The sequence below is a fragment of the Flavobacterium sp. genome, assembly GCF_039932285.1.
GTDB lineage: Bacteria > Bacteroidota > Bacteroidia > Flavobacteriales > Flavobacteriaceae > Flavobacterium.
Genome location: NZ_JBDTQE010000009.1, coordinates 1 through 13,437, shown reverse-complemented (window position 1 = coordinate 13,437; position 13,437 = coordinate 1). Strand labels below are relative to the sequence as shown.

General features: G+C 32.6%; 9 protein-coding genes. 2 read left to right on the top strand and 7 right to left on the bottom strand.

The features are described 5' to 3' along the window. Window position 1: 1 nt before the first annotated feature. The 7 genes from ABI549_RS03360 to porU all read right to left on the bottom strand — a co-directional run bounded on the left by ABI549_RS03360 (window position 2) and on the right by porU (window position 9,751). A complete protein-coding gene (locus ABI549_RS03360) occupies window positions 2-601 on the bottom strand; it encodes a SprT-like domain-containing protein (protein ID WP_348075041.1) in 600 nt (199 codons plus the stop codon). After that, complete coding sequence (locus tag ABI549_RS03355) at window positions 602-1,279, bottom strand: SDR family oxidoreductase (RefSeq protein ID WP_348075040.1); 678 nt, start codon at window positions 1,277-1,279, stop codon at window positions 602-604. It abuts the gene before it with no gap. An 82-nt stretch (window positions 1,280-1,361) separates the two neighbouring features. Continuing rightward, complete coding sequence (locus ABI549_RS03350; RefSeq protein WP_348075039.1) at window positions 1,362-2,993, bottom strand: 2-oxo acid dehydrogenase subunit E2; 1,632 nt, start codon at window positions 2,991-2,993, stop codon at window positions 1,362-1,364. A 2-nt stretch (window positions 2,994-2,995) separates the two neighbouring features. Further along, window positions 2,996-3,994, bottom strand: a complete 999-nt coding sequence (gene pdhA / locus ABI549_RS03345) for a pyruvate dehydrogenase (acetyl-transferring) E1 component subunit alpha (protein ID WP_348075038.1) — start codon at window positions 3,992-3,994, stop codon at window positions 2,996-2,998. A 140-nt stretch (window positions 3,995-4,134) separates the two neighbouring features. Then, window positions 4,135-4,617, bottom strand: a complete 483-nt coding sequence (gene cdd, locus ABI549_RS03340) for a cytidine deaminase (protein WP_348075037.1) — start codon at window positions 4,615-4,617, stop codon at window positions 4,135-4,137. Window positions 4,618-4,689: 72 nt separating this feature from the next. Beyond that, window positions 4,690-5,883: a type IX secretion system outer membrane channel protein PorV gene (porV, locus tag ABI549_RS03335; RefSeq protein ID WP_348075036.1), complete on the bottom strand. Its 1,194-nt coding sequence runs from the start codon at window positions 5,881-5,883 to the stop codon at window positions 4,690-4,692. A gap of 43 nt (window positions 5,884-5,926) precedes the next feature. Further along, window positions 5,927-9,751, bottom strand: a complete 3,825-nt coding sequence (porU, locus tag ABI549_RS03330; RefSeq protein ID WP_348075035.1) for a type IX secretion system sortase PorU — start codon at window positions 9,749-9,751, stop codon at window positions 5,927-5,929. 206 nt (window positions 9,752-9,957) lie between these two features. Here porU and gldJ point away from each other — a divergent pair, with 206 nt between their 5' ends. Both gldJ and murF read left to right on the top strand, forming a co-directional pair. After that, window positions 9,958-11,691: a gliding motility lipoprotein GldJ gene (gldJ, locus tag ABI549_RS03325; RefSeq protein WP_348075034.1), complete on the top strand. Its 1,734-nt coding sequence runs from the start codon at window positions 9,958-9,960 to the stop codon at window positions 11,689-11,691. A gap of 69 nt (window positions 11,692-11,760) precedes the next feature. Further along, window positions 11,761-13,044, top strand: a complete 1,284-nt coding sequence (gene murF / locus ABI549_RS03320; protein WP_348075033.1) for a UDP-N-acetylmuramoyl-tripeptide--D-alanyl-D-alanine ligase — start codon at window positions 11,761-11,763, stop codon at window positions 13,042-13,044. Window positions 13,045-13,437 lie beyond the last annotated feature (393 nt).

Genomic DNA, 13,437 nt, shown 5'->3' with positions numbered 1-13,437 from the left:
ATTAATTTGGTAACAATTCTACTTCAGCATTTGGATTAAATAAATACATTCTTCCAGAATTTATTTCTAAACATTCAAATCTTTTTAATCGCAACGCTACTTTTTTAAAAATTTTTCCGTTATGAATGCGAAACATACTTCCGTAGGGAATCTCAAAGATATAGTTTTTATCGTTCTCTGGGTCAAATTGTTTTAGTGCTAATGATAAAGTAGCGTCGGTATCGCTACTCGCTTTTGGATTTCTGAAATGTCTAGCCAATAATGGTAATAATTGACTTGGGAATATCTCGGGACGAATAAACGGAACCATCAGTCGTTGAAAAGTTAGTTTCCATTCGTCTCCGTGTGGTTTTATATTTCGGCCGTATTTTTCGAAAGCTACTAAATGTGCTATTTCATGAATCAATGTCATTAAGAAACGATATTTATTCAAGCTGGTGTTTACTGTAATTTCGTGTTTTCCAGACAATCCTTTTCGATAATCTCCATGACGAGTTACTCGCTCATTTACGATTTTTAGATGCACCTGATTGATTTTGATTAATTCAAAAACGGGTTCTACTGAATATTCTGGAATGTATTTTTCTAAAACGGTTTTCATTTATGGCGTTGTTGTTGAAACTTGCAAAACCCTTCCATTATAATATTTATTGCCCGTTAAAGCAAAATTATAAATATAATCGGCCATTTCTGTAGCTGAAAGTGGTGCTTGATAACCTGGAAAAGCTTCTTGTAGCATTTCGGTATTTACAGAACCGAGTGCCAAAACATTAAACGAAATACCACGTTCTTTATATTCTTCTGCTAATAATTCAGATAACGTAATTACAGCGCCTTTACTAGAGCTATAAGCCGCTAATCCTGCAAATTTCATACTTCCTTGAATTCCGCCCATAGAACTTATGGTAACAACATGGCTTCCTTTTTGAAGATATGGCAAACAAATACGGGTTAGATTGGCTACTCCAAAAACATTGACTTTATATATATTTTCGAATTCCTGTGAAGTGATTTCTCCGAAAGGTTTTAACAAAAGTGAACCTGCATTATGGACTATTGCATCTACATTTTTCCATGTTTTAGAAAGAAAATCTTCTACTTGTTGCAAATCTTCTTCAACAGATAAATCAACAGAAAGACAAGTGATATTTTTATTTTCGATTAATGTTTGTGGCGTTTTTCTAGAAATAGCTAAGACATTATGTCCAGTATTTGCAAATTGCAAGGCTAATTCGTAGCCAATTCCTCTAGAAGTTCCTGTGATGATAATGTTTTTCATAAAAAATGAATTTAAGCTAAAATAAAAAAAATCTCATCATGATGAATCAAGATGAGATTATATACTAAACAAATATTGACAATTATGCCAACATAGTTACTGGATTTTCAACAAATTGTTTCAATGTTTGTAAGAATTGAGCTCCTGTTGCTCCATCGACAGTTCTGTGATCGCAAGCTAAAGTTACTTTCATAGTATTACCTACTACGATTTGACCATTTCTAACTACTGGTTTTTCGACAATAGCACCAACAGACAAAATCGCTGAATTGGGTTGGTTTATTATAGATGTGAATTCAGTAATACCAAACATACCTAAATTAGAAACTGTAAATGTACTTCCTTCCATTTCGGCAGGCGTCAATTTCTTAGTTTTTGCTTTTCCTGCTAAATCTCTAACTGCTGAACCTATTTGAGTTAAACTCATTTGGTCTGTAAAATTTAAAACTGGAACTACTAATCCGTCTTCAACAGCTACAGCAACACCAATATTTACATGATGGTTAATAATCATGGCATCTTCTCTCCATTGAGAATTCACTTGTGGATGTTTCTTTAAAGCCATTGCACAAGCTTTGACAACCATATCGTTAAAAGATACTTTTGTATCAGGAATAGTATTTATTGTTGCACGAGATTTCATAGCTTCGTCCATCGCAATTTCGATAGTTAAATAGAAATGAGGCGCTGTAAATATAGATTCTGATAAACGCTTCGCAATGGTTTTACGCATTTGCGAATTCTTAATTTCTTCAGAGAATTTTTCACCAGCAGGAACAAAAGGTTTTACAACTGCTGGTTGTTGGTTATTTGTTGTCGGTTGACTTACTGCATTCGGCTTTTGACTTTCGATTGTGAAACTCTCGACATCTCCTTTTACAATTCTACCATTTTCTCCAGAACCTTTCACTTGAGATAAGTTAATTCCTTTGTCTTGAGCTATTTTCTTAGCCAATGGAGAAGCAAAAACTCTATCCGTTGAATTTGGTGTTGAATTATGGTTATTGGGTGTTGAATTAGAAACTTCAGCAGCTTTTTCAGCAACTGGAGCAGTAACATTTCCACCTTTTTTATAATTTTCAGCAATTCCTGTAATATCTGTTCCGTCTGGTCCAATAATAGCTAAAACGCTATCAACTGGTGCAGATTCTCCTTCTTTAATCCCTACAAATAACAGAGTTCCTGCATTGAAAGACTCAAATTCCATTGTTGCTTTATCAGTTTCAATTTCGGCAAGAATATCGCCTTCGGCAACTTTATCACCTACTTTTTTTAACCAAGTAGCTACTGTTCCGTCGGTCATTGTGTCTGAAAGTCTTGGCATTGTAACAACTACAACTCCTTTAGGAAGACTAACTGATTTAGTTTGCTCATCAACTTTACTTGGAGTGATAACTTCTGGTGCCACCTCTGATTTTGCAGACGCTGATTCTGTAGCTACGGGGCTTCCATTTAATAAAGCAGAAATATCTTCTCCTTCTTTTCCAATAATAGCTAAAAGCGAATCGACTGGCGCTGATTCTCCTTCTGGTATTCCAATATATAAAAGCGTTCCAGAATTGAAAGATTCAAATTCCATTGTTGCTTTATCGGTTTCAATTTCGGCAAGAATATCACCTTCTGAAATTTTATCGCCTACTTTTTTTAACCAAGTTGCTACTGTTCCTTCCGTCATCGTATCGCTTAGGCGAGGCATTGTGATTACTGTTGCCATAATTATAGTCTATGAGGAATAAATGGATAATTTTCTTGGTCGTAAACCACATCATATAATTGCTGCACTTCTGGAAAAGGAGATTCTTCGGCAAATGCAACACATTCTTCTACTAAATCTTTTACTCTTTCATCTATTGCTTCAATTTCTTCTTCTGTAGCATATTTTTTCTCCATAATTACATCAAGAACTTGAGTAATTGGATCTATTTTTTTATATTCTTCTACTTCTTCTTTAGAACGATACAATTGCGCATCAGACATCGAATGGCCTCTAAAACGGTATGTTTTCATTTCTAAAAAAGTTGGGCCATCACCGCGACGTGCCCTATCAATAGCTTCATGCATTGCTTCGGCTACTTTTACAGGATTCATTCCGTCAACTGGACCACAAGGCATTTCATAACCCAAACCTAATTTCCAAATATCCGTATGATTTGCTGTTCTTTCTACTGACGTTCCCATGGCATAACCATTATTTTCAACGATAAAAACAACTGGAAGTTTCCATAGCATAGCCATATTAAAAGCTTCATGTAATGAACCTTGACGTGCTGCACCATCACCAAAATATGTTAATGTTACACCATCACGTCCAAAATATTTATCTGCAAAAGCCATTCCAGCTCCTACAGGTATTTGAGCTCCAACAATTCCGTGACCTCCAAAAAAACCTTTTTCTTTTGAGAAGATGTGCATAGAGCCACCCATTCCTTTAGATGTTCCTGTTACTTTTCCAAGTAATTCTGCCATAACAGCTTTTGGATCTACACCCATTCCTATTGGCTGAACGTGATTACGATAAGCAGTAATCATTTTGTCTTTTCCCAATTCCATTGCATGCAAAGCACCTGCAAGAACTGCTTCCTGACCGTTATATAAGTGAAGAAATCCCCTTACTTTTTGTTGTATATAAAGTGCCGCTAGTTTGTCTTCAAACTTTCTCCAAAGTAGCATATCCTCGTACCACTTTAAGTAAACTTCTTTTGTAATTTCTTTCATCTAAATTTTCTTTTTCTAGTATTTTACGCTTGCAAATTATCTTATAAACTTTAAATATTGACTACTTACAAATTTGCGAAAAGCAAAAATAAGACATTCCAAGTAAGAAGTAAAATTTAACTGGTTTTTTTTAATAAAAATTACAAGAAGTTCTTATCAAATGTTAACGGAAGTAAATTTTGAATTGAGTTTGATTTATAAATTTCTCCTGTTTCTCCCATAAAATAAATTTCGATAGGAACGTCTTGTCTAAATTCATATTCAAAAATAGATTGACGACAAGCCCCACAAGGCGGAATAGGTTTTGTTGTTGCAGATGTTGTAGAACCTGCCGTAATTGCCATTTTTATAATTTTTGCATCAGGATAAATAGCGCCTGCATGAAAAATCGCAACTCTCTCAGCACACAATCCTGATGGATATGCAGCATTTTCTTGGTTTGAACCCAAAGCAATTTCACCATTGTCTAACAAAATAGCCGCCCCTACATTAAATTTAGAATAAGGAGCATAAGCTTTTTTTCGAATCTCGATAGCTTTTTGCATTAAGTCACGCACATCGCTAGGCAATTCTTGCATCGATTCAAAAACCGACAATCGAGTATTTATATTAATTTCTTTCATAATTTATTAAGGGAAAAAAAATCCAAATCTCAGTAATTGAAATTTGGATTGTTTATTTATTATTTATTAATTTTAATTCTGATCATAGTCATCACCGAAATTGAATGTTAGAGAAAAACGTAATGTATTCTCTAAAGGATTTGGCACTTTTGAAGCCGAAAATAAATAAGAAACATCTAGGGTTACTACATTATATTTGAAACCTGCTCCTAAAGTAAAATATTTTCTCTTTCCTTTTTGCTCACTTTCGTGAAAATATCCTAAACGTAAAGCGAATGAATCTTGGTACCAATATTCTGCTCCTGCAGCATAAGTAAATTCTTTTAGCTCTTCGCTAAAACCATCTGGCGCATCACCAAAAGATTTAAAAATTCCAGAGGTCCAGCTAATTGCTTTGTAATCTGCATTAGCTTGTGCTACGCCATTTTCTCCAGCATCTAGAGTATCTCCATCTCCATTTAAATCAACAGGAACTGGGATTTGTGGTGTTGGAACTAATAGTTTTGTAAATTCAATATTAGTAGAAATTTTGTTATAATCGTCTAAAATGAAATCAAAACCTCCACCTATTCGTAGATTTGACGGAAGAAAATTAGCGTTTTTTTCAGCTCCAGTAGCTCCATCATAATTTAGTTTTGGTCCAAGGTTTTGAAAATTAAATCCACCTCTCCAGCGTCCATTGAAATCTGAATATGCAATTTCTTCTGACTGGTAATACCCTGCGACATCAACTGCAAAACTACTAGCCGCTGAGGCATCTAATGTTGCTGAAGCTACTTTTAGATTAGATCTAATATAACGTCCAGCTACAGCCATAGAAAACTTTTCACTTAGCTGTAATGAATAAGACAGATCTAATGCTAGCTCATTTGGTTTAACTACATTTAGTGCGTTACCTGAATCATCTGTTAACTGAATCTCACCCAAACTAAAATAGCGTAAACTTGTTCCTATCGCACTTCGTTCGTTAATTCTGTTAAAATAATTAAGTTGTCCTAAGGAAATGTCATTTACAAGCGCTGTAAGATAAGGTGTGTAACTTACTGCAAAACCTTGTTTTCGTAATGAAAACGCATATTTTGCAGGATTGTATTGTTGCGAATAAGCATCAGGAGAACTCGCTACTCCATTATCTCCCATTCCCGCAGCACGTGCATCGGCGGCAATTAATAAAAATGGAACGCCAGTTGTTATAGGTCTTTCGTTTTGAGCATTACTACTTAATCCTAAAAGTAATCCTGTTAGTATAAAAACAATTCTCTTCATTTTATTTTTTTGATATAATAATTAACAAATATATATTCTTTTATTAAAGAATTACTAATTTCTCTATTTTTTCGGTTTTTTTATTGGTAAGATTAGATTTTACAGTTAGTTTGTAAACATAAACCCCTTTTCCTATTTTGTCTCCAAAATCATCACGACCATCCCAAGTAATGTCTCGTGATGTAAAACCTTCATTACTTACTACTTGATTTTTTGTCCAAACTATTTTTCCTGTTATGGTAAATACTTGTACTTGGACTTCTAGTTGTTCGAATGGTTTGTTGTGAGTGAACCAAAATTCGGTATGATTTACAAATGGGTTTGGATAATTTAAAACATTTGTTAGTGTTAATGTTTCATCACCTACAACAATAAACTGCAAATCTGAAGTTACAATATTGTTATAAACGTCCCAAGCTTTGAAAGTTAATGTATGCAAGCCAATTGCTAAATTTCTGAAAGGATATTTTAACTTTCCTTTTGTATAATTATTTAATTCTGTTTCATAAAAATCGTTTAAAATATATGGTTTTGTTTCATCTCCATCTAAATAAGCAACGATGTCATGACCTATTCCGCTAGCTGTATTTATACCATGCTCGTCTTCTAGAAAAGCAAGAAATAGAGGGGATTGATTTGTTGTTCCGCCAGATACAAAAGATTCATCATTCATATAAATTTTTATTCTAGGTGGCACAACATCTGCCACTGCATTGGTGTTTAATCCACCAATTTTTATCGAGAAATCATAACCTGTTTGATCTTCTAATATATTGTTGTTTTTTGCATAAAAACTCACTTTCCCATTTCCTACGGGAATTTTTATATCTCTAGGTACTACAAATCCAAATTCGAATTGACCATTTGTAACGGAAGCATTTCCTCTGAAAATAGTCTCTCCTAGTGTAGTAAAATTCATTGTTAATACTACACCGCCCACGATAGTGCCATCATTTCCTAAAGTTGTTCTGTTTATTTCTTTATCAAATACATTAATCGCTAATTCTCCATTGTAATTAGGTAATGGTGCGTCAAATTCATCAGTAATTTCACCAGTAAGTGTAACATATCCTAAGGCTTGCAATATGTCTGGAGTACCAGTTATGGGCACTCCATTTATTTTTGTTAGCTTTATTTTTGGTTTTGGAATAGCAAGTTTTATTGCAGGGTCTCCTATATAAGAAACCACATTATTTCCTGGATTTGAAGACACCACTTTGGTTAATCTGACAGCCTCAGCAATAGAAGTGTAATTGTTTGAGCCATAAGAAAATAATTTCGCTCCTAAATTAAGATTAAAATTTTCTCCTGTAGATTGTCCAATTTGCCTTGTTGTGGTTACCATGGAAATTGCTCCTCCTAACGGATTCCAATATGTTTGTTCGCCTGCTGTGGGTCTGAACGGATTGTCAAAACGAGTAAACTCACAAGTTACTGTAATAAATAACGGATATTTGTATCGGTTACTCAAGCTCATAGCATCTTTTATTTCAAATAATCTTTCTCCTGCTAGTCCGTCTTCCCCTCCGTGACCAATATAATTAAAGACTAGAGCTCCTTGTCCGAAAGAGTTTGTAAAATCTTCTTTTGCTTTAGGGTATTTTTGACCTCCTGATGTTGTTTCTTGAACATATGAATCAGTGTGAATTTTTTTAGAATTAAAAAATGGTTTCTGAGTTGTTATGGTATTAGATAAAATGTCAATACTAGTTTGTAAAGATGCATCACTAACTTTATCGATGTCATCGGATAAAAAAACCAAATTATTACGCCATCTTCCGTAAGATTTTTTGTCATGATAATCTATAACTTTCGTGACCATTTGATCGGCTTGTTCTAAGCTTGAAACCAACATTCTTCCTACAGCAATATCCAAGCCTAAAGGACTTGTCATACTTCCTTCATTAGCATCCATTAATCCAAAATAATCATCAGAAATAAATGACCCTGAAAGAGAAAAACTCTCTAATGACTGGAATATTGGAACAATATTAGTGTTGTTTGTGATTCTATTTTTAAAGTCGTAGGAAGCATCACCAAAAAGACATAAATATTTTAATTTTTTACTTGGTATTGATGCATTGTCATAAACATATTTTACAAAATTTCTAATAGCTCCTATATCTTGTTTTCCTGAAGAAAACTCTTCATATAATCCTTCAAGGTTTATCACTTTTACATTAAGATTAGAGTATGTTCTGTGAAAATTAGCTAATCTTTCGGCTTGACTATTTAGAGAAGAAGGTGTAACTATTATATAGTCAACATCTGTAAAAGTATTTTGGTTGTTTAAAAATATTTGACCTTTAATATCTTGATTACGGACTAAATAATTAGCGTCTTTTTTAGGGGAATAAATATCTAAATTATCTACAGCTATAAACTTTCTTTCTTGTCCCATAAATGTTTTGAAAGAAATCTGAGCTTGCCCGTTATTTAGTGTTGAAGTTACATTATATATATCGGTAATATCCCAAACTTGAGCTATTGCTGACGCATTACTTATTTTATATTCGCAAGTTCCAATAGATGAAGTTGCTGCATCGACTGTAAATCTAAATTGTTTTCCATATCCATTTAGATTTGATTTTGCCTTAAGACTTATATAGTCTAAATACCCTATTGCGCTTGGTACTCCATTATTATTGTAGCTTAAATCGATAGAGATGTTTGGGGTTGTAATTGCTAATGATGCGGTAATACTTCCAGAAGAGGCTAAGCTACTAGTATTGTTCGCTGGTAAAGTAATGTTTCCAATATTTGTATTGTTGGCTTTTACGGTCATAGAGGTTACAGAAACTCCAATAGCACCTGCTTTAACTGTCAATGAAACAGGGCTTGTTGTAACAATATTTGGAAAAGAAAAAGAAAAATTTTGATCATTATTTATATTAAACTCTTCACCATACCATCTTCTTCCTAAACGAACCAAGTTTACTCGGTCTATTTCATGAAATTGATATTCATCATAAGTAGTAAACGTGATGTCTGGAGGTTGTGGAGATTCTGTCATTGCAGAAATTCTTTTCCCGTTAGATGCAGATGATGTTACATAGTAATAACTTTTGTCAGCATATAAATTAACATGTGTATCGCTATCATTATTGTAATTATCAACGCCCTCAGCATAAAACAAAATATAATCACCATCGTTAAAAACTCCATCATTTTCACCAATAAATTGAATCGCATTTTCTGCTAAATCTATAGGGTATGGATCTGAGTTTGTGAGTGGGATCATTCGCCCGCCATTACCGTATATTTTTATTGTACGAGGGTCAACATTTACATCGAAACCTAAATCTGATAAAAACGATTTCGAAACTACATAAACGCCAGATTTTTCAACATAAAATTTGTGCCAAAGCCCAGTTTTTAAAACGGAGTTGCCAATTGAAAAACTATTTTTTTGAGCTCCCTCATTACTGGTTTTATAAGAATATGTATAGGATAATGATTTAACTCGTTTGTAGATATTTCCCTCTTTTATTATTGGTGAAAAGGTTAGTAATCCGTAATTTATATCTCTTGCTTTTGCATTTTGAATAGTTGTGTTAAGTGTTTTTGGGATTTGTAATTTATCTAAGTCACCTAACTTATCTTCGGGTATGGTCTCAAAAACAATATTGGATAGTTTTAGGCTATTTTCATCAACAGAGGATGCAATTTCGATTTTTTTAGAAAAATAAACGATTTTTTTAACTTCATCATATATAAATGTCTCGACCGAAAAATGAGGAATACTTACATTGTAATTTTCAGCAACATTATATTGACCATCAATCCAATCAAGATTAACTGTATTATTGTCTTGAGAAAATGATGTTTGAAAAACAAGCAATATAATTATAAGTACAATTTTTTTCATATCCAAAGATAACGCTATAATAACATTTTTATTTCAGTGAGTAAAAATAATTTTTTTACTACAATAAAAAAATATATAATTCGTTTAACATATATAAAATAACAAAAAATATTTTTTTTGATGTTTTTTAAAATATTTCTAAAAAAGGTGTTGCAGTTTAATGGTTAATTGTTATATTGCGCCACAAAATAATTACCTACGAAAGTATGAAAGTAAACAAAATTGTGACTGTAAGAGTGCTGTTTTCATTAATAGTACTGTTTGGATTTACTAGTTGTAGTAAAAAGTCTAGTTCGAAAAACACTTCTTCCGCTACAGGATGGAAGATTAACGACCCTAATGGTGGTTTCCAATACAACAATAATTTTACTAAACAAGCGACTGCTCCTGGATTAGTATTAGTTGAAGGTGGAACCTTTACAATGGGTAAAGTTCAAGATGATGTAATGCATGATTGGAATAACACACCAAGTCAGCAACACGTTCAATCTTTTTATATGGATGAAACGGAGGTTACAAACCTTATGTATATGGAATATTTAGATTGGACAAAAAGAGTTTTTCCTCCTACTGAAGAAAACTACAAAAATATTTACGAAGGAGCTCTTCCTGACACATTAGTTTGGAGAAATAGATTAGGTTATAACGAAACTATGACTAATAACTATCTAAGACACCCAGCTTACTCACAATACCCAGTTGTAGGAGTAAATTGGATTCAAGCTAGCGAATTCGCTAAGTGGAGAACTGACCGTGTAAACGAATCAGTACTTGAAAAAGAAGGTTATATGAAAAAAGGCGCAAAAGTTGTTGATGTAGATGCCAACAATACTTTTAGTACTGAAGCATATTTAGCTTCTCCGTCAACATCATTTGGTGGAAACGAAGAAATTATTTTGAAAAAAACAGGTCGTAAAGGCGGGAAAAGCGCTAAGAAAGCTAAAAAAGAAGCAGCTTCAACAGACACTACTTCAACTGCTGGTTCAGACGGTCCTAAAAACGTATACGCACAAAAAACTTCAGGAATACTTTTACCTGAATACAGACTACCAACTGAAGCAGAATGGGAATACGCTTCTGCGGCTGATGTAGGTAATAGAGAATATAATCTTTACAGAGGTCAGAAAAAATATCCTTGGAAAGGTTCTTATACACGTTCTGGAAGCAGAGGTACTAGAGGTGATCAATTGGCAAATTTCAAACAAGGTAAAGGTGATTACGGAGGAATAGCTGGATGGTCTGATGACGGTGCGGATATTACTGCTCCTGTAAAATCTTACAAACCAAATGATTTCGGTTTATACGATATGGCGGGTAACGTTGCAGAATGGGTACAGGATGTTTATAGACCAATAGTTGATGATGAAGCTAATGATTTTAACTATGTTCGTGGAAACGTTTATACTAAAAACAAAATTGGTGACGATGGTAAAGTAGAACTAATAACTTCTGATAATATTAAATATGACACATTAAGTAATGGTAAAGTCATAGCTAGAAATAAACCTGGCGATATTGCTCAAGTTCCTGTAGATGAAAAAGAAACTTACTTAAGACAAAATTTTGATAAGAGTGATGAGATTAACTACAGAGATGGTGATAAGCAATCTACTCGTTTGTTTAAACTTGGTAATTCTGAAGAAGGAGAAGTAAAAGGAAGTGATAAAAACAGAATGTATGATTCTCCTATTCATAAAGTATCTGCTGATAGTACAGGTAAAATGGATAGAAAATTTGACAAGTCTGCAAAAAGAACAACACTTATTGGAGATGACGTAAGAGTTTACAAAGGTGGTTCTTGGAAAGATAGAGCATATTGGTTAGATCCAGCACAAAGAAGATATTGTCAACAAGATATTGCTTCTGATTATATTGGATTTAGATGCGCAATGTCTAGAGTTGGTCCTAAATCTGACTTCCCAAAAAGAGCAAGAAATTAATAATTTTCTCATATAATATTTAAAAGCCCTAAATTTTTAGGGCTTTTATATTTTTACTACTTTCGTATTATGAAAATCGAAGAAATTTACCAATGTTATTTACAGTGTACTTCCGTAAATACTGATACGCGAAAAATAGAAGCCAATTCACTTTTTATAGCCCTCAAAGGTGAAAACTTTAATGCAAATACATTTGCCCAAGAAGCAATTACTAAAGGAGCTTTATTTGTAATAATAGATGATAAAAAATATTTTACAGATAAGGATAAAATGATTCTAGTTCCAGACACCCTAAAAACTTTACAAGAACTAGCTAAATTTCATCGTGAACAATTAGGACTTCCTATTATTGCTCTAACTGGCAGCAATGGTAAAACAACAACTAAAGAACTTATTAATGTAGTTCTTTCTAAAAAATACAATGTCAAAGCAACCATAGGAAATCTTAATAACCACATAGGAGTTCCGTTAACGCTATTGTCGTTTGATGAAAACACAGACCTAGGAATTGTAGAAATGGGTGCTAACCATCAAAAAGAAATCGAATTTTTATGTTCAATTGCATTACCAGATTATGGTTATGTTACAAATTTTGGTAAAGCACACCTAGAAGGTTTTGGTGGGGTAGAAGGTGTGATAAAAGGAAAAAGTGAACTTTATCATTATTTAGAAATAAACAAAAAAGTTGTTTTTGTAAATTTAGATGATGATATTCAGAAAAATAAAACAGCACAAATTACTCGCTATTCATTTTCACAAATAGAAAAAACAGATGTTAATATAGATTTGGTTTCAGCAAATCCGATGGTGAAAATTCAATTTAATAATATTGAAATTCAATCACATCTAATAGGATTATATAATGCAAACAATATTAATGCAGCGGTTACTATTGGTAAATATTTCAATATTGAAGAACATTTTATTAAAGATGCAATAGAAGGATATGTTCCATCAAATAATCGTTCGCAATTAATCGAAAAAAACAAAAATAAGATTATTTTGGATGCTTATAATGCAAATCCAAGTAGTATGAGTGCTGCAATAACAAATTTCATACAACTAGAAGGAGAAAGTAAAATAGCAATATTAGGTGATATGTTCGAGCTTGGAACTGAAAGCTTAATTGAACATAAAAAAATAATTGAATTACTTTTGAATCAATCAGAGATTGAAACCTATTTTATTGGGAAAGATTTTTTTGCAAACAAAATGGAAATGGGTAATATGTACTTCTTTGATAGTTATGAAGATTTTGCAAAAAAAATTAAGACAAATATTCTAACACAAAAAATAATTTTAATAAAAGGTTCTCGCGGTATGTCATTAGAGAAAGTTTTGGATATAATATAGGAATCAACATCAAAAACTTTAACATTATTTTGTGATTAACAACACAATGATTAGCAAATACATACGTTTGTATAGTATAAAGTTAGTTAGAAGTTAAGTTTTGTTTTTGGTGTTTAGAAAGAAAGGCGTTCAGGAAAATATTTCTTGAACGCCTTTCAAATTTTTATATAATACTGTGTTTCAAAGAAAAAAATAGATTTAGAAATAGTTTTTTGATTTTTCATAATAAATATGTTTGCGTATTGTTTTTTGAGTTTTCCTAAAGAAAAACATGGATGCTATTTTTTTCGATAAAAGAAGAGGCGTTTCTTAATAAAAATTTAGTTGTACTTTTGTCGTGTTAAAAATTGTAAATTATGTTTGAAATTAACTTTAAAGAAATTGTAACAGTTA